This window comes from Paenarthrobacter nicotinovorans, from assembly GCF_021919345.1.
Taxonomy (GTDB): Bacteria; Actinomycetota; Actinomycetes; order Actinomycetales; family Micrococcaceae; genus Arthrobacter; species Arthrobacter nicotinovorans.
In genome coordinates this window covers 873,360-895,819 of record NZ_CP089293.1, presented here as the reverse complement: position 1 = coordinate 895,819, position 22,460 = coordinate 873,360, and the positions used below count along the sequence as shown (strand labels likewise).

The 22,460-nt window shown below is 61.5% G+C and carries 26 protein-coding genes; 16 read left to right on the top strand and 10 right to left on the bottom strand.

The genetic code is table 11. From position 1 onward, the window contains the following. Nucleotides 1-21: 21 nt before the first annotated feature. Nucleotides 22-528: a hypothetical protein gene (locus JMY29_RS04310; RefSeq protein ID WP_229778621.1), complete on the top strand. Its 507-nt coding sequence runs from the start codon at nt 22-24 to the stop codon at nt 526-528. On the opposite strand, the gene JMY29_RS04305 is transcribed toward JMY29_RS04310, so the two are convergent. Further along, nucleotides 525-2,186, bottom strand: a complete 1,662-nt coding sequence (locus tag JMY29_RS04305; protein ID WP_189076074.1) for a RecQ family ATP-dependent DNA helicase — start codon at nt 2,184-2,186, stop codon at nt 525-527. The two genes, JMY29_RS04310 and JMY29_RS04305, sit on opposite strands and share 4 nt — an antisense overlap. Before the next feature lie 276 nt (nt 2,187-2,462). Here JMY29_RS04305 and JMY29_RS04300 point away from each other — a divergent pair, with 276 nt between their 5' ends. Both JMY29_RS04300 and JMY29_RS04295 read left to right on the top strand, forming a co-directional pair. Beyond that, nucleotides 2,463-3,071: a TasA family protein gene (locus tag JMY29_RS04300; RefSeq protein ID WP_209783733.1), complete on the top strand. Its 609-nt coding sequence runs from the start codon at nt 2,463-2,465 to the stop codon at nt 3,069-3,071. A 182-nt stretch (nt 3,072-3,253) separates the two neighbouring features. Further along, nucleotides 3,254-3,733: a hypothetical protein gene (locus JMY29_RS04295; protein WP_144027695.1), complete on the top strand. Its 480-nt coding sequence runs from the start codon at nt 3,254-3,256 to the stop codon at nt 3,731-3,733. A gap of 31 nt (nt 3,734-3,764) precedes the next feature. Here JMY29_RS04295 and JMY29_RS04290 read toward each other — a convergent pair whose 3' ends face one another. After that, entirely contained in the window at nt 3,765-5,324 is a 1,560-nt protein-coding gene (locus JMY29_RS04290; RefSeq protein WP_189076847.1) for a glycoside hydrolase family 32 protein, read from the bottom strand. A gap of 326 nt (nt 5,325-5,650) precedes the next feature. On the opposite strand from JMY29_RS04290, the gene JMY29_RS04285 reads away from it, so the two are divergent. The 6 genes from JMY29_RS04285 (at nt 5,651) to JMY29_RS04260 (ending at nt 12,415) form a co-directional block, all read left to right on the top strand. After that, a complete protein-coding gene (locus JMY29_RS04285) occupies nt 5,651-7,087 on the top strand; it encodes a GH32 C-terminal domain-containing protein (RefSeq protein WP_189076848.1) in 1,437 nt (478 codons plus the stop codon). A 45-nt stretch (nt 7,088-7,132) separates the two neighbouring features. Next, a complete protein-coding gene (locus JMY29_RS04280; protein WP_018779915.1) occupies nt 7,133-8,470 on the top strand; it encodes an ABC transporter substrate-binding protein in 1,338 nt (445 codons plus the stop codon). A gap of 47 nt (nt 8,471-8,517) precedes the next feature. Then, nucleotides 8,518-9,399, top strand: coding sequence for a carbohydrate ABC transporter permease (locus JMY29_RS04275; RefSeq protein ID WP_018779914.1), 882 nt, complete (start codon nt 8,518-8,520; stop codon nt 9,397-9,399). Continuing rightward, complete coding sequence (locus tag JMY29_RS04270; RefSeq protein ID WP_189076849.1) at nt 9,396-10,301, top strand: carbohydrate ABC transporter permease; 906 nt, start codon at nt 9,396-9,398, stop codon at nt 10,299-10,301. The genes JMY29_RS04275 and JMY29_RS04270 overlap by 4 nt, the downstream gene beginning before the upstream one ends. A 38-nt stretch (nt 10,302-10,339) precedes the next feature. Further along, a complete protein-coding gene (locus JMY29_RS04265; RefSeq protein ID WP_189076850.1) occupies nt 10,340-11,413 on the top strand; it encodes a LacI family DNA-binding transcriptional regulator in 1,074 nt (357 codons plus the stop codon). Between the two features lie 108 nt (nt 11,414-11,521). Beyond that, on the top strand, nt 11,522-12,415 hold the full coding sequence (locus JMY29_RS04260) for a glucose 1-dehydrogenase (RefSeq protein ID WP_064723555.1): 894 nt from the start codon (nt 11,522-11,524) through the stop codon (nt 12,413-12,415). A gap of 286 nt (nt 12,416-12,701) precedes the next feature. On the opposite strand, the gene JMY29_RS04255 is transcribed toward JMY29_RS04260, so the two are convergent. Both JMY29_RS04255 and JMY29_RS04250 read right to left on the bottom strand, forming a co-directional pair. Beyond that, nucleotides 12,702-13,160 carry a Clp protease N-terminal domain-containing protein gene (locus tag JMY29_RS04255; protein WP_055974177.1) on the bottom strand — a complete coding sequence of 153 codons (459 nt, stop codon included), beginning with the start codon at nt 13,158-13,160 and terminating at the stop codon, nt 12,702-12,704. Nucleotides 13,161-13,202: 42 nt separating this feature from the next. Next, complete coding sequence (locus tag JMY29_RS04250; protein WP_039239890.1) at nt 13,203-13,406, bottom strand: helix-turn-helix domain-containing protein; 204 nt, start codon at nt 13,404-13,406, stop codon at nt 13,203-13,205. Nucleotides 13,407-13,441: 35 nt separating this feature from the next. Here JMY29_RS04250 and JMY29_RS04245 point away from each other — a divergent pair, with 35 nt between their 5' ends. The 3 genes from JMY29_RS04245 (at nt 13,442) to JMY29_RS04235 (ending at nt 15,362) form a co-directional block, all read left to right on the top strand. Beyond that, entirely contained in the window at nt 13,442-14,221 is a 780-nt protein-coding gene (locus JMY29_RS04245; RefSeq protein WP_229778710.1) for a hypothetical protein, read from the top strand. Between the two features lie 212 nt (nt 14,222-14,433). Beyond that, a complete protein-coding gene (locus JMY29_RS04240; RefSeq protein ID WP_189076851.1) occupies nt 14,434-14,928 on the top strand; it encodes a DUF2306 domain-containing protein in 495 nt (164 codons plus the stop codon). A 131-nt stretch (nt 14,929-15,059) separates the two neighbouring features. Then, nucleotides 15,060-15,362, top strand: coding sequence for a hypothetical protein (locus JMY29_RS04235; protein WP_079582576.1), 303 nt, complete (start codon nt 15,060-15,062; stop codon nt 15,360-15,362). A 267-nt stretch (nt 15,363-15,629) separates the two neighbouring features. Here the strand turns inward: JMY29_RS04235 and JMY29_RS04230 are convergent, their stop codons facing one another. After that, entirely contained in the window at nt 15,630-15,866 is a 237-nt protein-coding gene (locus JMY29_RS04230; RefSeq protein ID WP_018779905.1) for a hypothetical protein, read from the bottom strand. A 174-nt stretch (nt 15,867-16,040) separates the two neighbouring features. Beyond that, nucleotides 16,041-16,535 carry a hypothetical protein gene (locus tag JMY29_RS04225; protein ID WP_189076852.1) on the bottom strand — a complete coding sequence of 165 codons (495 nt, stop codon included), beginning with the start codon at nt 16,533-16,535 and terminating at the stop codon, nt 16,041-16,043. A gap of 209 nt (nt 16,536-16,744) precedes the next feature. On the opposite strand from JMY29_RS04225, the gene JMY29_RS04220 reads away from it, so the two are divergent. The 4 genes from JMY29_RS04220 (at nt 16,745) to JMY29_RS04205 (ending at nt 18,716) form a co-directional block, all read left to right on the top strand. Continuing rightward, nucleotides 16,745-17,467, top strand: coding sequence for a hypothetical protein (locus JMY29_RS04220; RefSeq protein ID WP_144027694.1), 723 nt, complete (start codon nt 16,745-16,747; stop codon nt 17,465-17,467). Nucleotides 17,468-17,486: 19 nt separating this feature from the next. After that, on the top strand, nt 17,487-17,639 hold the full coding sequence (locus tag JMY29_RS04215) for a hypothetical protein (RefSeq protein ID WP_018779902.1): 153 nt from the start codon (nt 17,487-17,489) through the stop codon (nt 17,637-17,639). A gap of 382 nt (nt 17,640-18,021) precedes the next feature. Further along, a complete protein-coding gene (locus tag JMY29_RS04210) occupies nt 18,022-18,327 on the top strand; it encodes a hypothetical protein (protein WP_229778711.1) in 306 nt (101 codons plus the stop codon). A 44-nt stretch (nt 18,328-18,371) separates the two neighbouring features. Beyond that, a complete protein-coding gene (locus JMY29_RS04205) occupies nt 18,372-18,716 on the top strand; it encodes a hypothetical protein (RefSeq protein WP_079582573.1) in 345 nt (114 codons plus the stop codon). 228 nt (nt 18,717-18,944) lie between these two features. Here the strand turns inward: JMY29_RS04205 and JMY29_RS04200 are convergent, their stop codons facing one another. From JMY29_RS04200 to JMY29_RS04185, 4 genes are all read right to left on the bottom strand, one after another. Continuing rightward, entirely contained in the window at nt 18,945-20,375 is a 1,431-nt protein-coding gene (locus JMY29_RS04200; protein ID WP_156369792.1) for a hypothetical protein, read from the bottom strand. A 172-nt stretch (nt 20,376-20,547) separates the two neighbouring features. Next, the gene (locus JMY29_RS04195; RefSeq protein ID WP_055974205.1) at nt 20,548-20,829 is read right to left on the bottom strand and encodes a hypothetical protein; all 282 of its coding nucleotides are present in this window, start codon (nt 20,827-20,829) and stop codon (nt 20,548-20,550) included. After that, the gene (locus JMY29_RS04190; protein ID WP_064723544.1) at nt 20,826-21,134 is read right to left on the bottom strand and encodes a hypothetical protein; all 309 of its coding nucleotides are present in this window, start codon (nt 21,132-21,134) and stop codon (nt 20,826-20,828) included. The genes JMY29_RS04195 and JMY29_RS04190 overlap by 4 nt, the downstream gene beginning before the upstream one ends. Further along, nucleotides 21,127-21,816 carry a helix-turn-helix domain-containing protein gene (locus JMY29_RS04185; RefSeq protein WP_189076853.1) on the bottom strand — a complete coding sequence of 230 codons (690 nt, stop codon included), beginning with the start codon at nt 21,814-21,816 and terminating at the stop codon, nt 21,127-21,129. The genes JMY29_RS04190 and JMY29_RS04185 overlap by 8 nt, the downstream gene beginning before the upstream one ends. Between the last annotated feature and the right edge of the window lie 644 nt (nt 21,817-22,460).

Sequence of the window (22,460 nt, the reverse complement as noted above, 5' to 3'; positions counted from 1 at the left end):
GTCCTCCACTAGGCTGCCAGCATGGGGACAACCGGGGGAAGTAAACGAACACCGCGTGTCATTGCCAGTTTGTTCGGGCTGGCTGCAATAGCTGCATTCGCAGTTGTGGGAGCGTTCCAGATTCTTGTATGGAATCCCCTCGCAGCTGTGCCCGGTGCCAGCCTGGACGAAATTCATGAAGGGCTGGCGCGGGCCAACGAGTCAATCTCAGCGCCCACGGTTGTGACATGGGCCTTTTTGGGAACAGCGCTGGGGGCCGTTGTGGTGCTGCTTTCAGCGGCCGGCTCTCTCGGGCGGCTGAGGACCGTTGTCCTCCTCGACCTCCTGATCCTTGGGCTCGGCGCCCCATCCTATTCGTTGGTGTCTTTCCACGCCGGAATGGCTTTGGCTGATGCGTTCTTCATTTCCGGTGGCGATTACGCCCCGTGGGGCGGAGTGCTGTACACGGTCAGTGCGGCAGCCTTGCTTGCCGGGTTGATCGTGGTGGTCACCAATGGCCGATCCGGCGCGGCTCCCGCCACCGCCTAGGCCGGTTTCAGCAGCTCATGCTCCACGACGGCGGTACGGGACAGGGTCTTGTAACCCTCCTGTTCGAACAGGACAGTAATGACGTCGTCCTCGTGCCGCATCACCAGACCAGGCCCCCACTCCTTATGGACCACGGTGGACTGCAGGGGGAACTGTTCCTCGCCGCCCGGGGCCGCGGGGTTGCCGGAACCCGGGGCCTCTTGTTGGACCTCAGCGCAGGAATCGCAGTTGCCGCAGGGCTCCGGCAGCTCCTCCCCGAAGTAGCCCAACAGGAACTGGCGGCGGCAGGCATCCGTCTCAGCGTAAGCCCGCATCATGGTCAGCCGGGACTGGTCAACCCTTTGCCGTGACTCGGCCAGATCCACAGCGCGGTTGACCAGCGTAGCCGGTTTTGCCTTGGAAATGAGCCGGGTGCCGCGCTTGCCGGTTTTCACCGCGCAGGCCTCCTCCAACTGGTTGACCAGCCCGGTAACCCGCCGGGCGGGGAATCCCGTCAGTTCCACCAGGGCGCTCTTCGGAGCCGGCCCGCCGGCGTTCCTGATCACCTTCAGGATCGTTTTGAGGGCATCAGGGTCCGGCGAATGGGTACCGAAGAACTTGCGCAAGCCCAGGTCCTCGGCCCGGTAATGCAGGATGGCCGCAGCAGCTTTGCCATCACGGCCCGCCCTGCCGATTTCCTGATAGTACGAGTCCAGTGACTCGGGGATGTCCGCGTGCAGCACGAACCTGACGTTGGGCTTGTCGATGCCCATGCCAAAAGCAGTTGTAGCGACCACCACATCAAGTTGGTCGTCCAGGAAGCGCTCGTGAATGCTTTCGCGGTCCGCGTCCGTCCTGCCCGCGTGATAGGCCTCAGCACGCAGGCCCCGTTCGGTCAGTTTGGCAGCATACTTTTCGGTGTCTTTTCGCGTAGCCGCGTACAGAAGCCCCATCCCCTTCGACGCGGACAGCTCCACTACCTGTTCCACCACGGCTTTGCGCTTGGCCTTGTCCTCCTGGTGGCGTATGACGTCCAGGCTGATGTTGGGCCTATCGAACCCCCGGACCAGGACCAAAGGATCGCGCATGCCAAGCCGTTGGACGATTTCATCGCGGACCGGCGGGGAAGCTGTTGCCGTCAGCGCTATCACCGGCGGATTGCCCAACCGTTCGCGGACGTTGCCCAGCTCCAGGTAGTCGGGGCGGAAGTCATGGCCCCACGCGGAGACGCAATGGGCCTCGTCCACCACGAACATGGAGATGTCCAACGTGGCGATCCGGTCCACTGTCTCCTGCCTGGCCAATTGCTCCGGCGCGAGAAAAAGGAAGACAGCCTGGCCGGATTCGGCCGCTTGCCAGGCGGCCTCCACTTCAGAGTCACTGCGGGACGAATTTATGGCGACGGCGGAACCCTCACCCAGGTCCCCGGCCAGGCCCTCCAGTTGGTCCTCCTGCAGGGCAATGAGGGGAGAAACCACGACGGCGGGGCGCTTGGTTTGTTGGTGAAGGTGAAGTGCCGCTACCTGGTAGGTGGCAGATTTTCCGTATCCGGTCGGCATGACTGCCAAAACATCACGGCCCTCAGCAAGGGCGCTCATGCCGGCGAGTTGGCCATCGCGCAACTCAGGAAGGGAAAAGGAGGACGCCGCAAGGGCAGTCAGGGCAAGGTCAACTGACATGGAAAGATGGCTCCGCTTGGTGGTTCCTGCGGCCACTTGCATCAGCCGAGATGACCAGCCTAGCGCGAGGCACGGCTCTGCGCCGTTTACGAAGTCTGGGTTGTGGATAAGCGCCTTGGGGTGCTGCGGTTTTCTTGAGGGTTTCCTGAGGAAGTGTTGTGGGTTTGCAGGATTGGTTCTTGATCCAGGCCCGGCAAAGTATTTCTTGTCAGCCACACAGGCTGGAGAAACGGCCGGCCGGTCTCACGGTGGCCACACGAAAGGACACTGATCCCCATGGCCATCAGCCTCAAAACCACCTCCGGCAAAATCCTCGCCTCCGTCGCACTGGTCGGCACCGCAGCCGCCGTCGCCGGCATGGGAACCTACGGCGCGTTCACCTCCTCCACCTCCGCCTCCCAAGCCGTCACCGCAGGCACCGTCACCATCGCCCTGGGCGCCCCCGGACCAGCCAACACCCTCAACGTCCCCATCGCCGGCCTGCTGCCCGGCGACAAAGTCGAAAAACTCGTCACCCTGGCCAACACCGGCAACTCCGACCTGAACAACGTCACCCTCACCACCTCCGCCGGCGCCACCGCCTCCCTCCTCACCACCGACACCACCAACGGCCTGCAACTGACCATCGAAAACTGCAGTGTGCCCTGGACCGGCACCGCCGCCCCCTACACCTGCGCCGGCACCAAAACCACCGTCCTGGCCAACGGCCCCGTCATCGCAGCGAACAAAACCCTGAACAACCTCACCTCCCTGACCTCAGCCAAGACCGACAACCTCAAAGTCACCACCGCGTTCCCCACCACCGCGGACAACACCTTCCAAGGCGCCACCTCCACCATCGCCTTCGCCTTCACCGGCACCCAACGCACCGAAACCACCAAATAGACCACCCCAAACCCCGGGAACCGGCCCGTCTTGCCCTTCAGGCCGGTTCCCGGCCATTACTGTGCCGGTCAAATCCAGGCTTTCCCTGAGTCTTGAGTAGACCTTGAGGGTCCGAAGGATCTTTTCCTGAGGATCCCTTGGGAGAGTTGGATCAAGGCCAATCCACACCATCAGAAACGGAAGTGACGACGAGCATGCGGATCAAGTTCATCCTCTGGCGCGGACCGGCCATCTTCCTGGCCGTCCTGCTGATGCTGATGGGCTTTTCGTTGTCTCCGGCCCATGCACAGTTCCACGACACCGAAAGCGCCGGCATGGCCGTGGCGGCAGCGCGGATCCCGGCACCGGCGGCCAATACCGTCTCCGTAACCAAGAGCTGTGATTCCTTCTTGTGGTTCGGCCAGGCCAAGATCAGTGTAGGAAGCTACACCGCCGTAACCTATGCGAACTACTACGAGCTCAAAGTCATCGATCCCGACGGCGTCGTCCAGTTCACTGGAGATCTGAGCAAGTCGTCCGGCCGTTCCTACAGTTCGGGAATCCAGAGCGTGGGAAACCTCAGCGGAACGTGGACTTACCAGATCCGCGGTTATTACAAGGTGCCCAACTCCACCAACAGCTGGGCAGGCCAGCCGCTGACCGGCACGCTGAACTGCCCCTGAGCCGCGGAATCCGCGACGCCACGAAGAGCTTCTAGATGGGGTTGCCGAACTCACGGATGGTTATCCCCGTGAAGTTGGCAGGGCCACCATCGGCATAGAGGGAAATCCCGGTGTCCCCGTCCGCGAAGTGAACTTGCTGCGAAACAACGGTGTGTCCGGAATTCACAAAGACCTCCACGCTTTGTTTATCGACAAAGATGCGCAGGTGGACGGAGCGGGCGTTGGCATCAATGGGTGCGGCAGCACGGGTGTACGGTGCCAGCGAATAGCCGGCCAGCTCGGAGGGACTCCTGTCCACGTACAACTCATCGCCGTACTTTCCGATGTTCGTGTGCCGCGTTCCATCGGCCGAACGGCCCACTGACACCCCGACGTTGGCTGCTGCGTCCCAGGAGATACTGAGCTCCAGCTCATAGGCACGGCCGGTCCATTGCAGGACGGCGCTGCCATTGACGACGCGGTCCGGGAGGGCGGTGGTGGCGCTGACGTAGCCCTGCAAGGCAGCAACCGGGGAACTCAGCAGGCTGTACCAGCCTCCTGACTGCCTTTCCAGCCTCAGCTCCCGGACAATCGAGTTTTGCCCGTTGTACCCATCGGATGCGTCGGTGGGGACGTCCCGGGCGGCGTATTTCCAGTTGTTCATCCACGCAACGGCAAGACGCTTGGTCTCCGGCGCATCCACGGCCGGCCAAGTCACCCCGGCGTACCAATCCCAGCCCCAATCCAACCACTGCGGCGTCAAGTCATCGGCAATGAAGGCCGAGCCGTTCCAGCTGCCGGTCCAGTACGCATAGGTCATGGGCAAGCCCACACTGTAGGCATCCATGCTCGCGGCGAAGATCCAATGCCGGGTGCCATCGCCTGCAGTCATTTCAAACAGGTCCGGGCACTCGATCCCGCCGAGTGCGTGGTTGGGGTAATCGAAGTTGGAGGTCCACTGCCAATCACGCAGGTTCGCGGAGGTGTAGAAGGCCGCATAGCGGGCCCGGCCGATGACGCACACCCATTCGCTGCGTGTCGCATCCCAATGGATCTTGGGATCGCGGAACCACTCAGCGTTGTCGATCTCGGCGGGTGTGGTGGCGGCCCGGCCGTCAGTGTTCACGATCACCGGATCCGGCAGCGCCGTGAAGTTGTAGCCGCCGTCGGTGGACCAGTACAGGTACTGCTCCTGGTACTTGCGGATGCCGTCGGTCGGCTTGGTGGCGAGCACGACGACGGCTCCCGCGCCAAAGCCTGCGGTGTTGGCCGTGTCCACCACCCCCGACCCGGACCAGACGGGGAAGTTCGGTTGAAGCGGCAGGACTACGCCGTGGTGGCTGAAGGACACCGCGTCAGTTGTGGTGGCGTGATCCCAACCGCCCTGGCCGTTGTTGATGCTGGAGTGCAGGTAGTACAGCTGATAGGCGCCGTTGGTGTGCACCGGCCTCTGCGGATCACACAACCATCCGGACGGCGGGGTCATGTGATAGACCGCCCGCTGCGAGGCAGCAGCCTGGGCGGAGCCGGACACGGCACCACTCATCAGCAGGGCCAAAGCGCCGGCTCCGGTGCCTTGGAGAAGGGTTCGTCGTGGAAATTTGGGCGTCATGAAGCGGTTTCCTCTCAAACATTCTTTGGTTGAGAACGCGGTGGGTGTGCGGATACGGCTGCGCATCCGGGCACGCCAAAGTGCGCCATCAAAGGAACTGGATTACTTCGTCCGGTGGGCGTGACCAAAGGTGTCTGCTCGGCGTCGAGGGACACAGGTGTGCCTCCGGTAGCAAGGACGTTAGTGGCTGGGGGTTTCGGTGGTCAAGCGTTTTAGCGAAGAATATTTCTGAGCAAATTAACTTTGCTAAAACGCTTGATCAACGTGTGTGACCTGCGCTACCTTCAGTGTGATCAAACGCTTTAGCAGAATGGACATCAGCGCAGATGAAACGCTCAGTCTTCTTCCAACCCGCCGACGGCTGGGTCGGCGACCTCATCCCTTTCGAGAAAGACGGGGAGTTTTGGCTCTACTACCTCCATGAAGTCCGGTCACAGCCCAAACCGGGCACTTCATGGAACCTCATCACCACCAAGGACCTCACCCAGTTCGAGGACCACGGCGTTGCCCTCCCGCACGGAACCGAAGCGGAACTGGACTTCAACGCCTACACGGGCAGCGTCGTCGTCGATGACGCCGGAGTCCACCACCTGTTCTACACCGGCCAGAACCCCCGCAACCTGGGCCCCGACGGCGCACCGCTCCAACTGGTCATGCACGCCACCAGTACCGACGGCATGCAGAGCTGGACCAAGCACCCGGAGCTCACCTTCGGAGCTCCCGACGGGTACGAATCCGGGGACTGGCGGGATCCCTTCGTTTTCCGGGATGAAGCCAAAGGCCAGTGGCGGATGCTGCTCGCGGCTCGGCATTCAGAAGGACCCGAGCGGCGTCGCGGTGTCATCGCCCAGTGCGTATCCACGGACCTGATGACCTGGGAGCACACCGAGCCTTTCTGGGATCCCCGCCGCTACATCACTCACGAATGCCCGGACGTTTTCCAGTGGGGCGACTGGTGGTACATGGTCTACTCAGAATTCTCGGAATCGTTCACCACGCGGTACCGGATGGCCAAGAGCCCTGACGGCCCATGGACCGTGCCGGCCTTGGACAGCGTCGACGGCCGGGCCTTCTATGCGTCCAAAACAGCCGAACGCGACGGACGCCGCTTCTTCTTCGGATGGATCGCCAGCAAGGAAGGCAACAAGGACCACGGCCCTTGGGAATGGGCCGGCACCATGTCCGTCCTGGAGGCCCGACAGAATCCGGATGGCACCCTCGGGTTCTCCTTCGCGGATGAACTGGTGGAGAGCTTTTGGGAAGACGTGCACGTATCGCTGGCGGACGAGCTGCCGGTAGCTTTGGACGTGCCGGACAGCTACGCAGCCCTGGTCTCCCGGGAGGAGCTCCCCTCGCAGTTCTACGCCAAAGCCGTGCTGGACATAGGGCCCGACACCACCGAATGCGGCCTGCTCCTGCGGGCAAGCCACGACGGCGACCAGTCCTATATCCTGCGCCTGGAACCCAAGCGCGGCCGCCTGGTCTTTGACCGATGGCCCCGCGCCATCACCGGCGACGCCCAGTGGCACGTTTCCGGGGACGTCCCCTTCGATATCGAACTGGAACGCCCCTGCGACCTCACCCCGGGCGAGCACAGCCTTGAGGTGATTGTCGACGGCGACACTTGCGTCGCCGTCGTCGACCGCCAAGTTGCGCTCAGCGCCCGGATCTACGACCTGACGGCGGGACGGATCGGCGTTTTCGCCGGTGAAGGTTCCGTCAGCGTCACCGAACTCGAAATCCGTCAACGCACCGAAAACTAATACCCCCAACCCCAACCTCTGTTCCAATCAAGGGAGATTGCCGCAATGAAAAAACTACTCCGCGTTGCCGCCGTCGCAGCCGCAGCCGCACTGGCATTGACAGCCTGCGGCGGCGGAGGAAGCACCGCCGACCCTGCCAATGTCAGCCCCACCGGCGAGATCAAACCCCGCGAAATCTCGTGGCTGCTCTCCAGGCCCGCCGACGGCGCAGTCATCAACATCATGAAGAAGCTCGCCGATGACTACGCCAAGGACCACCCCGGCTTCGCGCTGAACCTCATCACCACACCGGACCGGCCGTCCTACATCCAGAAGCTCGAGACCCTGGCTGCAGCGAACAAGCTTCCTGAACTTTTCGACACCGACGCCACCCCGTTCGCCCAGCAACTGGCGAAGCAAGGCAAGATGGTGGACGCCGACAAGCTGTTGAAATCCTTGAACCTCTACGACGACTACCGTCCGGGCGCCTTGGACTACCAGCGTTTCGACGACGGTTCGCTCTACATGATTCCGTTCCAATTCGAGCTGGAATTCATGTGGTACAACAAAGCCCTCCTGGAGAAGGCCGGCGTTTCCATCCCCAAGTCCCTCGATGACATCCCGGCCATGTGCACGGCTTTGAGGAAGGCCGGGATCACCCCGATCGCCATTGACGGGCAGGACCAGTGGCCGCTGGAACGCTACGTTGCCTACCAGCCCTTCCGCGAAGCCGGTCCTGACTTCGTGCAGAAACTGAAGAAGGGCGAGTCCTCATTCTCCGACGCCCCGGGCCAGAAGACAGTCAAGTGGATGGCTGATCTCGGCAAGGCCAATTGCTTCCAGGACGGGTTCTCTTCGCAGGGATACTCGGATGCGCAGAACCAGTTCACGTCCGGCCAGGCGGCCATGTACAACATCGGAACGTGGGAGCTGCCTAGCCTTGCCACGGACAAGCTCAACCCGGCAGTCCGGGACAACATAGATTTCTTCACCCTTCCCACCACTGAGGGGTCCGTGACCGCGGCCAACGAGTTCGTCTCACCGTCCGGCATCGGCATGGCCGTGAACTCGAAGACCTACGATCCGTTGGTCAGCGACTTCCTGAAGTTCGCCCTGGAGAAGTACCCGTCCGAGTACGCGGCCACCGGCGCACTGTCCCCCACCACCAATGTTCAGACGGCAATCCCGGCCAACGCCACCCCGCTCTACAAGAAAGCGCTGGAGACGGCCAACGATCTTGGTGACAAGCAGGCCATGCCGTGGGATACGCAGTTGGACCCAACCACCAACGGCAGGCTCCAGCAAGAGCTGGTCCTGCTGGTCCAAGGCAACATCACGCCCGAACAGTTCACCAGCACGATGAACGACGCCATCAAGCAGAACGCGCCCAAGTTCTTCAAGTAAACGTAGCAGCGGGGGGTCGCAAGGCCCCCCGCCCGAAAGGCCCCGCCATGCTTCCCAACCGGTCAAGGACGTCCGTCCTGGTCTTCCTGCTCCCTCCACTGCTGCTGTACTGCGCAGCCGTGCTGTTCCCCATCCTGCAATCCCTGTTTCTCAGCTTCTTTTCCTGGAACGGCATCAGCGACATGGAGTTCGTCGGGCTTCAGAACTACGTCCGCATGCTCACCGCCGATGATGTTTTCTGGCGCTCCTTCTTCAACGCGCTCCTCTACCTGGCCATCTGCCTGGTCCTGCAACTTGGCGGCGCCCTGGTTGTCGCCAGCCTGTTGACCTCGCTGCGCCGGGGCCGGGAGCTCATCAAGACCCTGTACCTGCTGCCCGCGGTCATCTCCACTGTGGCGATCGCCTTCCTGTTCGTGCGCATCTACTCCATCGATCCCGTCGGCCTGCTCAACCAGCTCCTGCACTGGGTGGGACTCGGTTCCTTTGAACGCGCCTGGCTCTCCGATGTGAATACCGTGCTTGCCGCAGTTTCGGCCCCGGAGGGATGGCGATTCACCGGGCTCTACATGCTCATCATCTACGCCGCACTGATCGCCGTTCCCAAGGAACTTGAAGAGGCCGCCGTCCTGGATGGCGCCTCCAAATGGACGCTCTTCACCAAGATCCGTTTTCCGTACATCCGCCCTGTCTGGATCACTACCACCATCATGGCCACCACCTACGGCCTGCGCGGCTTCGACATCCCCTATCTCATGACCAACGGCGGCCCCGGACAATCCTCCGAGCTGCTCACCACCTACATGTACAAGACAGCGTTCACCAGTACGGACTTTGGCTACGCAAGCACCATCTCCGTCTTCATCGTGATCGAGTGCCTAGTCGCCGTCGGCCTCATTCTTTTCATGCTCAAGCGGAAGGCAGACTCATGATCGCCCAGACAGTCCCGGCCACCAAGTCACCGGCAGTTCCGCCGTCCGCGCCGGCACCCAAACGGCGTCGCCGCAAGCCGAGCCTGTACCGGACGCTTTCGCGGGTCCTGATCATGCTGATCGTGATCGTCCAGGTGTATCCGTTGGCCTGGCTGTTCCTGACAAGCCTCCGCACGGAACAGGACTTCGCCACCGGAGACCCGTTCGCCCTGCCGAGCGCATTGACCTGGGACAACTACACCCGGGCTTTTGAGACGGGTGACCTCGGCCGGAACATCCTCAACAGCTTCATAGTGACCATGGGCGCCAACCTTCTCATCGTCCTGTTCGGCATGATGGCCGCGTACGCCATCCAGGTCCTTGGCTTCCGTTTGAGCCGGTTCGTGCGGGGATTGTTCCTGGTGGGCATCATAGTTCCCGTCCAGATCGCCCTGGTCCCCCTGTTCATCGACTACTCCACCGTGAATCTGCTGGACACCTACCAGTCGATGATCATTCCCCTGGCCGGCTTTGCGCTGCCCATGTCCATCTATCTGTTCTCGTCCTTCTTTGAGTACATTCCCCGGGAAACCTATGAAGCGGCTTCCCTGGACGGTGCCGGACCGTACCGGATCTTCGGCCTGATCACCCTGCCGTTGTCGCTGAACACCGTGGTGACCGTGGTCCTGGTCAACAGCATCTTCATTTGGAACGACTTCATTTTCGCCAACACCTTTGTCCTCTCCGAGGACCTCAAGACCATTCCCCTCGGTCTGCAGAACTACATCGGCGCCATGGGCAAGGTGGACTGGACAGCAACATTTGCTGCTGTTTGCGTGACGATCACACCGCTGCTGCTGGTCTTCCTGGTGTTGAACAAGGCCATGATCCAGGGCCTGGAGAGCGGGGCGAGCAAGGGATGACCACCACAGCGGATGGATATACTCCTGATGGAGGACAGATGATTTCGCAGGAGAAAAATTCAGGCAGCGCGGCCGATGTTCCAACTATTACCGACCGCGCCCATCCGGTAACCCTCCGCGAAGTTGCTGAAGCAGCCGGTGTTTCGACGGCAACTGTCTCCTTGGTCATCAACAAGAAGAAGAACGCCCGCATCGCTGACGACACACGGCAGCGCGTTCTGGAGGCCATCCAGCTCCTGGGCTACCGGCCCAATGCGATGGCGAAGAATCTGGTCAGCGGAACTTCCAAGTTCATCGGGCTTGTAGCGGACGGCGTGGCAACCACCCCGTTCGCGGGGCAGATCATCCACGGCGCGCAGGACGAAGCCTGGAAGCACGGTTACGCCCTGCTGATCGCCAACACCGAAGGAAACGTGGACCTGGAAAAGGACGCGATCGCCATGATGCTGGAGTACAAGGTCCGCGGCATCCTGTACTCAACCTGGTTCCATCGGGCCACGGAAGTTCCGGAAACCCTTCGTGAGTCCGACTTCGTGCTGGTCAACTGTTTTTCGCCGGATTCGCCGGCATCCCGCGCAGTAGTGCCCGATGAAGCCCAGGGCGGGAAATCGGCCACGGAAATCCTGCTGCGCGGGGGGCATCGTCGTATCGCCTTCATCAACACCACCACTCCCGCTCCGGCCAAGGACGGCCGGCTCGAGGGCTACCGGGAGGCGTTGGAAGCGGAGGGAATTGCCTTCGATCCGGAACTGGTGATGGAGGCGTACCCGGACCAGGAAGGTGGCTACGGCGCGACGGAGGAGCTGCTCAAGCTCAACGTTTCCGCCGTCTACTGCTACAACGACCGCATGGCCATGGGCCTCTACGATGGCCTGCGGGAACACGGGCTCGCCATTCCTGAGGACATGGCCGTTGTGGGCTTCGATAACCAAGAGGTCATTGCCGCGCACCTCCGCCCGCCGTTGTCCACCGTTTCCCTGCCGCACTACGAACTCGGGGCGGCCGGCGTCCGCATGTTGCTCGGCCTGGATCAGGCCGCTGGCGACGGCCCCGTGAAAATCGCGTGCCCCGCCGTTGAACGGGCTTCCGTGGCGGTGCACACAGCAGCTTGATACGGGAGGTGGTTCCCCGGTTTGGCAGGGACGCCTTCACGTGTCTAGGCTGAAATCATAAGCTTACTTAGCTTTCGTGTTCCACGCCTAAGAAACCGGAGGACCACCATGACTGACCAGTACACCTTCCGCAACCCGGTCACCGCCTACGAGCAGATCTCCCCGCCAAAGCAGCACCAGCCCGAGCCCGGCCTCGACGCCGAACTCACGCCCAAGGCGGATCTCGGCGAGGAAAGCTACCGCGGCACCGGACGGCTTGAGGGGCGCAAGGCGATCATCACCGGCGCCGACTCAGGGATCGGCGCAGCCACCGCCATCGCCTTCGCACGTGAGGGGGCCGACGTCGTACTGTCCTACTTGCCCGAAGAAGAAGAGGACGCCGCGCGGATTGCGGCACTTATCGAGGCAGCAGGCCGTAAGGCCGTGAAAGTCCCCGGCGACCTCAAGGACCCGGCGACCTGCCAGGAACTGGTGGGCACCGCCGTCGCGGTTTTGGGCGGCGTGGACATCCTGGTCAACAACGCCGGAAAGCAGGTTGCCCAGGAAAACCTGGCCGACATCACGGACGAACAATTCGACCACACACAGAAAACCAATGTGTATGCAATGTTCTGGCTGACAAAAGCGGCGCTCCCGCACCTGCCGGCGGGCTCGACGATCATCAACACCACGTCCATCCAGGCATATAACCCGTCGCCCACCCTGGTGGACTACGCCACGACCAAGGCGAGCATCAACAACTTCACCAAGGGACTCGCGCAACAGCTCGCACCGAAGGGCATCCGCGTCAACGCTGTTGCACCCGGACCCATCTGGACTCCCCTGCAGGTCAGCAGCGGTCAACCCAAGGAAGAGCTCCCGGAGTTCGGCCAGTCCACTCCCCTGGGCCGCGCCGGGCAGCCGGCCGAACTGGCTCCGGCCTATGTCTTCCTGGCGTCGGCGGAATCCAGCTACGTAGTGGGCGAGACCCTCAACGTCAACGGGGGCAGCCCCACGCCATAGGCGCCACTTGGCACCATCACGACGGCGACGCCTCCACACGCTGGGGCGTCGCCGTCGTCGTCCCAGCCGCGCAGCCCTCGCGTCAGGGCCGGACAGCACTTCTGGGAGATGCGTCCGGCCCTGCGCCGCGGATCCGATGGGCAGCACCGGCCGACGAGGGGGGTCATGGGCCGTTGCTTGGATCCGCTGGATTCAGTCAAGTCGCTCCCACCCGCGGGGACACGAGTAATGTGTACTCGTTTTTTGCTCCCGTTGGAGCCTCCCGCTACTTGGACTCTCTTCGGGACTATTGGGAGAGCAGCCGTTCTCGAACAGCTTCACGGTTTACCTTGAGCTCCTCGAACAGGGCGGACACGGGGTCATGTTCCTCCCGATCCAACAGGGAGAGTAAAAGGCTCGATGCGGTGATCTTCCGGGATTTTTGATCCACAGCAGATTTCACCATGCTCGCCATGACCTCCTTGGCTCCGGAGCTGAAAGGCGGCTTCCTTCCGCGGGTTGGCATGGGTGCCCGTACAAGTCCCTTGCTTTTGAAGCCGATGGCCTCCAGCGCAGCGGCGTCAAGCCTGGCCGCCGCCTTCCGCGCATCGTCCAGGGAGACGCCCAGGACATCAGCGGGGCCGCGTTCGTGGAGTGCCCCCAGGAGCAGGTGCTCAGTTCCCATTCGCTTGTCGCCCAGACTGCGTGCTTCTTCCATGGCAAACCCGACGATCCGGCGGGTGTCATGGGTAAATTGCTCAAACATTGCTCAACTCATTCCCTGTACTTGGTCATTCTCCGTAACTGGTCATTCCCTGTATTTGGCATGCACCGATTGCCGGGAAACACCCAAAGCGTCACCTATCTGCTCCCACGTCCAGCCTTGCTCGCGTGCCGCCCGAACATGGACGGCTTCCACTTGCTCGGCCAGGCGGTGAAGGGCACCCACGGCCCGCAATCCGACGGCGGGGTTGGTGGAGTGGATCTGCTCGGAGAGTTCATCAGCTTCCATGCTGTCAGGCTAGACTGACATGAGTCTTTGTGTCAATGCAGACTGACAAGGAGCTTCTTGCCGGCATCCGGACCTACACGGCTAGACTCGTCGTGAAGGACGGATTGGGGGATCCACAACGACGCGCGCAATCGGTCGTTCCGCTGGTCGGTCGAAACCAGCGAGCAAAGGACCCCATGGCCTTCTTCCAGGATTTCCCCATTCCAACCCAGCCCAAACGTGGGCGCCAAGGCCGCTTCGTTCCCCCGCCATGGTCCGGAACACCCCGCTACGAGCTCCCCGCGCTGGTCCACATCGGTCAGTTCCTGTACTTCAGCCCCACCAGGGTGATTGCCGTCAAGGGCGTTGAAGTGTTCTCCACCGGATGCAATTTCGATCTGACCTGGATCATCCGCCGGGCCGACGAGACAGACGAGGAATGGGAAGCCCTCAATGGCGTGTTCTTCCAGCACGGATTCCGGCCGAAGCCCGAACAAAATCTGCTGGACGTGCTTCTGCTGTTCGGCGTAGAACTCCCTGACGGTTCCCGCGCTTTCACCGGAGCCCACGGAGGTGGCCGGTACATGGACCCGACACAGCAGCCCACAGCTCCCGTCCTCTCCTTCAACGGCGGTGGAGGCAGTGGCGGTGACGACGAACTTGCCGGCTCGGGATCACTCTGGCTGTGGCCTCTTCCCGAGGAAGGCGACCTTCGGCTGGTCACGCAATGGCCCGCCCTCGGCATCGAGGAAAGCTCTCTAATTCTCGACGGCGGACAGCTGCGGGCCGCTGCCACAGGGGCCAAGGAGTTCTGGCCGGGCGAGTACACGCCATAAAAACGCTCGAAGGCTACGCAGGCAAGGATTTGCAGTGAGTAGCTGCCACTACCGTGTGCCTCCGGAGAATCCAGTTGACCAATATAGCGGCCACGATTGTGATCGCCGCCAGAGACCACGGACGTTCGAGCCGGAACAGGGCAGCGATTCCGATCATTGCGCCCATGTTGCCGCAGTCCGTCACTGCCCGTCCGACTCGCTAGGCTGGCCGTATGCCTTCGCCGTGGACTTTCCTGATCGCCCTGCACGCCATCGCTGCGGGCTACGCCCTGATCTTCGGCGCCGTAAACCTGCTCAAGCGCAACAAAGGCACCGCAGCACACAAGATCCTGGGCCGCATCTGGGCGGCGACCATGTACGTCGTCGTCCTCACCTCATTCGGGATCCGGACCATCGACGGCGGGTTCAACTGGCTTCACGCACTTTCTGTGCTGACTTTCTGCACCTTGACCCTGGGCTTGTGGTCCGTCCGCAAGGGCAACATCCGCGCTCACCAACGATTTATGACCGGCAGTTACTTCGGACTCATTGGCGCGTTCATCGGCGTCGTTGCTGTACCGGACCGACGTCTCCCCCAAATGGCCGTTCACGACCTCGTCGGCTTGACCCTCTGGGTAGCAGCGTTGGCTCTCACCGCCGGGCTGGCTGTCGCCGGCCTGACGCAGCTTCGTCAGAAGACCACGCCAGGGGCCAGCGTCCGGCAGTAGTGCCGAACAGCGTCCCGAGACTTTCAATAATATGAAGGTGCGCCCGCTGAAAGACGTGTAACACCAGACCGCCCAGCCACGGCCACACCGCACAACAGCCGATCCACCAGACCAACCAACGAGAAACGAATATGGACCTTCTTGACGCCCCCACAGTAGTGATCCCTGCCGTCCTCCTAGTGCACATCACCGGCGTGATGATCGTAGTGGCATCGGCTGCCGGCCTGGCGATTTCCCTGTTCACAGTAGTGATGGCCGTGCACCTCACCCGAACAACATGGGGACTGACGCAAAACCTGCGAGACCAGGAGCCGTTCCGCAGCAGCTGGAGTAAGGTTCTTGGCACTTTGAAGGCAGGGGTTGTCGCGGCACGCCCTCTGATCGTGGCGACACGGCAGAAGATCAGCCAGCTGAGATCGTACAAACCCCAGTAGCCGGCTGACGTCCATGCAGCGCTTCTTCTTCTCGTCGGGCCCGCTCCATCGTGTGCGTTGCGTAGGCTGGGGCGAATAAGCGACGTGACTCGGCTTAGGGAGACGACCCCTCAGGAGTCCCACAAGATCCGCATGATCGATCGGTCGGAGCAGATTGAATCCCTCGCCCTACGAGACGGCGTGTCCCTTATCGTGTCATGCCTGGAGTGGGCCTGCTGCAGTCCTTGAATAAGGCATCGTGGCGGGCAGCGACGTGCCAGCACACTCCTACATGTTGAACATCAGACGCCATTTGACCGGCACACCGTTGACGGTGCTGATGACGGTGCAGTACTGAACGATAGTGCCGCGCTGGGCGTAGTATTCAGCGGCCTGGTTGCACGTTGAAAGTGACTCATAGGTGTACACCCTCAACGTGGCCGCCTGGGCAGGAATCGCACCGCCGACGAGTGTGGAACCTGCGATGCCCAATCCGAGCAATGCTGCGGCAATTCTGCGTTTCATGGTTACTCCCCCAAATAGTCCTGTATGGATAGAGCGAAACTATCAGCGGGGGTTTCTGGCGTATATGGGCAGGGGTGCCCATGTCCGCCAGATGTAGGCGCCATGCCCTCTCCGCAAGAGTTTCTCAGGGAGCCGAAGTGGCGGCTGAGCTCAAGTAGCTCCGCCACCACACGCTTAGCCCAGCCTGGCCGCCCAGTACTGGCGCTGCTGCGAAGTTGCGGAGAGAACCCGCGGCGCTAACACCGCCTCAGGCCAGATCTGCACCAGATAGTCTTCAACAGCTGTCGAAGAGACCAAGTCGGGAGCCGCATCGCGGCCCACAGCGGACACTCGGATTCTGTAGTCTCCGGATTCGTCCTCCCCCATTTCTCCCAACGCCGTCAGTTCCTCCATGGGTCTGCCGGCGGCCACCCGCCCTGCAGGAAGATTGGCTGAGACTTCATGAACGTCCTCCCACCCTTCCAGAACAGACTCGGGACGGGCACCTAGGACGTCTACAGTCATGGTGACCGGCCCCGAATTGATGCCGGTGTGGAACAGTGTGGTCCGGAAAGGCTGCTGGGCTCCACCTGCCCGGCTGGCTTGCAACGCCGCCACGGGGTCAGCAGGCGGGACCGGCTCCACTACCTGCTCGGCGGCTCGTAGCCCGTAAACACCTGAGATAATCATCGCTGCCTTATGAGACGTGTGCTTCCCTCCAGACGCTGGGAAGCGGCTCCGCGAGGCTCGTGGTGCCAAGCCACAACCCCACCCTCTATGACCCGGCACAGCGGACCTTTCACTGCAGTGGGGGACTTGACTTGCAATCCTCAGATCCTCTCTTAACACTGGACTGATCGGCAACGGACCGAAAATAGTCAAGATTACTGGGGGATACCTTGAAAAAATCCGCGTTCGGAACCGCAATTCTTCTTGCTGCTGGTTTGACCATGGCATCTGTTCCGGCAGCAACAGCTGCTCAGTCGCCGGCACCCAAAGTGGCCGTTTCAGACGTGAACCAGTCCCTGGAACAGGCTCGTGAGTTCCTTACCCTTTACAAGGTAACGGCGGAAACTCAGGAGAGACTGGTCGCCAAATACCAGCGTGGTGAGACCTGGGACTCATTGAATGGGGCCACGCCGGTGGATACCCAAACCGTCGAGAAGACGGGCAAGACAGAAACTGTTTCCCGGTTCGCTGACGGCTCCGTTAACGTCACGTCAATTCAAAAGCCAGCGGCCGCGCCTCAAGAGGGCGAAATAACAACCCGTGGTATCAGCGAGTGCGGGTACTACCGTGTCGGAGCGACCGAGAACTACGACAATTGCTTGGTCGACTTCTGGGCGGGCCTGGTCTACATGGGCTTCCGCGCCGACTACTCTGCTGTCGATAACAATGTCGACTACATTCGAAGCATCTACTCCCCCGATTACATCATCGGCGGAGCATCGAGCGCAGAACAGACGGAGTTCGCGGTAACTCGAGAGTATGAAACACCCGGGGCCCCCGCGACGGCTCGCTTGACCGTCCTCGCCTATCCTGCCGGTACGCCCTTCGCGTTCAACTTCTGGGTTCAGCTGAATGTTGGCTTCGGCGGAGCCTACATGACCTACTCGTCCTAATTATCCAAGGAGGATCACCATGGGTGGAATCGCCGCCTGGCACCTCATCATTGCCGCAGTAGTCATACTCGTTCTCATCGTCGTGGGAGTGCTGATCTACATAGCCAAACGCGGCATCCCGAAGGGCATCGCACGCCGTGCTGCCCGCGGTAACGCAAAACGAACCCACTGACGGTCCCTATACGCAGGAGTCAAAGGCGACGGAGAGATCCTCCGTCGCCTTTGACTCCGCAGACCGGCCGTCTGCTTCAGCTCGAATGACAGCTACGTATTCAAGCGAAATGCTGTTAGCGAATCCAATTGGTGGTGGAACCAGACAGGCATAGTTTTGAATTGGAAGCCCCGCCGGTCCCCCATCGGCGGGGCTTTCCTGCGTTGTGGCTAGAATCAAACACACAAGAGCCTGAGGGGGCAGCGCCATTAAGAAGCCAAAGTTCGCATTCCTAGTCACGACGCTCGCAGTTAGTTCGTTTCTCGCGGGTTGTTCCGGCGAGGCACCCGGTTTCAAGGCGCTCGAGCGTCAATCCACAGCGAGCGACAGCCTTCCCGACGGTGTGAATTTCGGGCCCGACACAAACCTGAGCAAAGTACTTTTGGTCGCCGAGGCCAACGATAAGAAATTCTTCCTCGGACAGGATGAGGAAGGGCTTACCTCATGCCTCGCTGTCTATCCCGTTGAAAACCCCGCCGGCTGGCACGCCAGTTGCGCAGGAAAGGGTTCAGGACGTGGAGAGATCCTGAAGGCGTCAGGGCCTGACCAGAAAACATCCATTCTCGTCCCAGACGGCTACGACACCAAAGACCTGGAAGCTTCCGGCTTCACCAAGGTACACGCCAACATTCTGGTCTCGAATAGTTAAGGCACGTCGGCTCGGCGCGAGTTGTTTAGAAAGCTTGGCCCGCCATGCACCTGGTTCAGCACATAGACGACGCGGTCGACCGCTACTGGACCGTGGACGTGAAGATCATCGGCATCTGGGAGGACGGACCGGCCGCCTGCGTAGTGCACCGCCGCTCCATGGACCCAACCACGATCCTGGGCCACCGGTTCGAGTTCACGCCCACCTCAGCGGACGGCACCATCGAAGGCTACGCGCGGGACATAGCGATCAATCTTGCCGAACCCCTAGGCACACTTGCGGCCACCACCCGACAGGACGAGCACGGCATCGTCTGGGTCGTCATCCCCGCGGACCGGCCAACACCGGAGCCGCCTGCCGAGGTCTTGGAGAAGCTCGGCGATCGGTAGGACATTAGTTCACTTCACCACAGCAGTTTGAGGCTGACGACATCAACTGTCGGCCTTGAACGCTGCCAAGGAAGCAGGGGTCATCTTCGGCCCGCTCATGGCCCTGATCTTCATCCCGTTCTACGCAATCAGCCTCATCCTGTCCGACCCAACAGCGGACCGAGGCCGTCCGCAGAGCCATCTACTGGGCCGAGCACGCCACCGGTCAGTAGTAGTCAGGCGCAGACCTCACACGCAGCGGTCGTCGAGTTCGGCGTTCCAGATGGCGTCCTCGTTCTCCTGGATGTGCAGCCGGATGTCCCACGCCTTCGAGTGGCTTCTCCGGTCCGGCGCAGCCACCTCCTTGGGGCCTGCCTGAGCGATGGTGTTCTCCCAGTCCACGAGCTCCGATGTCAGTTTCAGGTCTGTCGTCATGCGGACCATCTTGTCCAGCGCCAGTGTGTAGTAGACGCCATCGGATGGCTGGTCGAACGGGTACAGGCCTTGGTCCTTGTAGAGCTTCCGGATGACGGCCATCTGCTTCTTGTTCGGATAGAACGCCTTGTAGACGGACATACCGTTGAACTTCTCGTACTGGACGCTGATGAACGCCGCCGTGTACTCACGCACCGCTGCCGGCGCTTCCAGCAGTGTCGGGGCGACCAGGACACTGAGTCGCGGGTTGGTGATCTCAAACGTCGGGTAGGCCAATGTCCCATGCTCATCGAGGCCTACGCTCAGGGATGCCTCCGCCGGATGAGAGCTGTACCGCTGCAGGCTTTGCTCAAATTCGGTCCGGGCGTCATCCCAAGGGGTGGGCTTGGCAAAGCGCTTGTACCCGGTCATCGGGAACGTCGCATCATAGGGCGGGTATTCGACGCCGGACGGGTGGAGCTGCTTCCATTCAACCGGCTCCTGGCAGACCCGTTGGGTCAGATCCTCGTAGCCTGCTCTGGCTTCTGCCAAGGTGTATCCGAGCCGTTCCCGGGAATCCCCAAGCAATTCGATCATCACTGCGCGGCCGGTCGGGACGTAGAAGTCATCCTCGAACGGCTCCAGTCCAAGCTGACGGCAGTACTCGACGAGCATCTCGTGGGTGAACCGGTCCGTCGTTTTCGGTTCCTCGTACTTGGACGTGTCCTCGAAATCGTAGGGCTCGCCATTCTGGTTGAATTTCCACGGCTCAAAGTTGCTGAGGCTCAGGAACCGCTTCAGCCCTTCCTTGTCGTGGACTGTGAAGGTCCGTGAACCCCAACGGCCTCGGCCTGGTTCATCGTCGAACCGTTTGATGTTCCGGGGTTCGTCCTCGACCTCGACAGTAGTGATTCCGCGGGCGTCCGGGAAATGCATGTGAAGGGCGGCATGAAGGTTGGACCCTCCGCGGGAGTTGTCCACGATGGCAGTCCATTCCGGGTTGCTCGTCTCCAGAAGAAGCCACCGATAGCTCCAGTCGAGGGGTAGGAGTTTCTCGAAAAGTTCGGGAAGCGTGCCGTTCAGTTCAGTGACACCAACCCCTGTCCCGCCTTCCGTCGGACGGCCTTGAGCCCACACCCGCCACTCGTGAGCGCTGTCGTCCAAGGGCAGGTTGATGAAACCCATCCGGGTGGTGATCGGCGCCCATTCATTGCCCAGCAATAGCTTCGCTGACAACTTTTGGGCAGGTGTTTGACGCGGTGGCACTATGAGTTCCCTTCCTGAACGGGCGATTGATCGCCCCGACAGCATGCATGCTGCCACATCAAGCCCTTCAACTTTGACATGCGTAGTTTCAGCCTGCGCTTTGCTCTTACGTCAAATAACAATGGCCGGGATTTTATGACCATTGTTTTTAGACAGCCGCTCCTCGACGTTGTCAGCCGGATTTGAGGCGGTTGGCTGGCGGCAGGCTGTGATTGGCGGCAAGTATGCGCAGCGCGTCCATCGCCGGTGTCCGGTCGACCGGGTCCAGCAGCTGCCACGATCGGTGCCCCGGATCGGCCAGCTCTTTGTGCAGGGAAAGAACCCGTGACCTATCGCTGCCCTTCATCTGGGCCGCCGTGGCCAGCGGTGTTCTGATGGTCGCGCAGAGGACGACGGCATCATCGAGGTGCCGATCCCTGTCGCGGGAGTCCTCGCGGTAGGCCGCGCCTTTCAAGACCAACGCCCCGAGGGCATTCGGGATGCTGATGAGTACCGGTTCGTCGTCGTCGCCGCACCGGTCTCGATGTGCAGCACAATGTCGACATCCGCCGTTGGCCTGGAGACGGCAAGACCGGCGGCCGCAGCGTGCAGTTGCACCATGAGCCCACCGACCAACGTCCATTGGGTGGACGGCAGGGCACGGGCCAGTTCCACGCACTGTGGCCATGGTGTTCCCCAGCCTCCAGGAGGCACAGGCACGTCCCAGGTCTCGCGGTCATCTTCCGCTTCGGCGACTGCGTCCAGTTCAGGTTCAGACATGGAGCAGTTCGTTGATGACGCGTTGTCCGGCGCTGCGTTCGCGGGTTGCCAGTGAGTCCATGAGGTCCACGGCGATCGCTGCCACCGGCGCCCGGCCGTCGGCAAAGGGTTCATCCAAATCGACTTCATGAATGATGGCGTTGCCGTCTGGATCTTCAACCAGGCCGAACGCGTCCGCGAGGGCGGATACGTCGCCGATCATGACATAGCCCTCTGCAGTCCCGCTCCCGCCGGCCATCCCGAAGGTCCCTGCAATGGACTCCTCGCGCATGGCCGAGGCGCCACTTGGGATCAGGTGGTCGCTAAGTGCGGCCAGCCCGTCCGAAGTCGCCCTATAGCGATGGGTTATGTCCTTGTTCCGGGCAAGAACACGAACGGCGTCGGCGTCCAGCTCACGCAGTCGCCTCTTCAACCGGGACTTCTCCGAAGCGCTGATCCAGGTGGGGTTCTGGCCAGAGAGCAGCGCCAATGCAGCCCAAGCAATCCTGGCCGTCCAGGCGCGGCCGCGACGGGTACCGGCCAGGGCCAGGCGCTCCACCGACTGACGATCGATGAGCAGCATACGGCCAGCCCTGCCACTGGCCGTCAACTGGCCAGAGCCGAGCAGGCCATGAACGGACGCGCGGGTGATACCGAGCCTCTCCCCCACCTCCGCGACGGTCATCGCGTTCATGTTCTGCATACACTAAACCATACCTAGGTAAGGATATGTGTCAATACTAGGAGCCACTGCAGTGTGCGTCCTGCCAATCCTGCGGGCCCGATACTGAGTGCGAAGATTGAGGCCAGATGAAAGGGCTGTGATGGGGAAGAGCAGGCCAAAGGCATGGGGCATTGTTGTGCGCCTCGATACGGGCGAGACGCTCTATTACTAGCTGCACCCCAGCCGGCCAGGAGACCGCTGACAGCTTCAAGTCTGGTCTCTCGCGTCTGTCGTCGCACGTTCAAAGTGGGGTTGGCAGCGCGGTTGTGGCTTTGCCCTTGGTCGAACCGAACTTGCTGTACGTCCGAGTGGCCCCGTCCCAGCCGCGGAACCTGCAACTGGCCCGCCACTTCCCTGTCGTCTCGTCCTTCGCGGCGCTGATCGTTCCCCAAGTGCCAATCGGCAGGCTGGACCTTCCCATCAGGCGGTCCCGTTCAAAGGCTCAGAATCAGTCCGGTACTTGGCCGTCCTTCGCACACTGCCTCTGCAACTCTGATGCTTCGACGCGTCGGAAGTACAGCCGGCACCGGTGTTGTTCCTGGTGTCCACCGGAATGGGTTGACACCTGCCGACGGTCCTATTTGTATCCCTGAGCGTCCCTACGTTGTCTCGGTCCGTCGTCG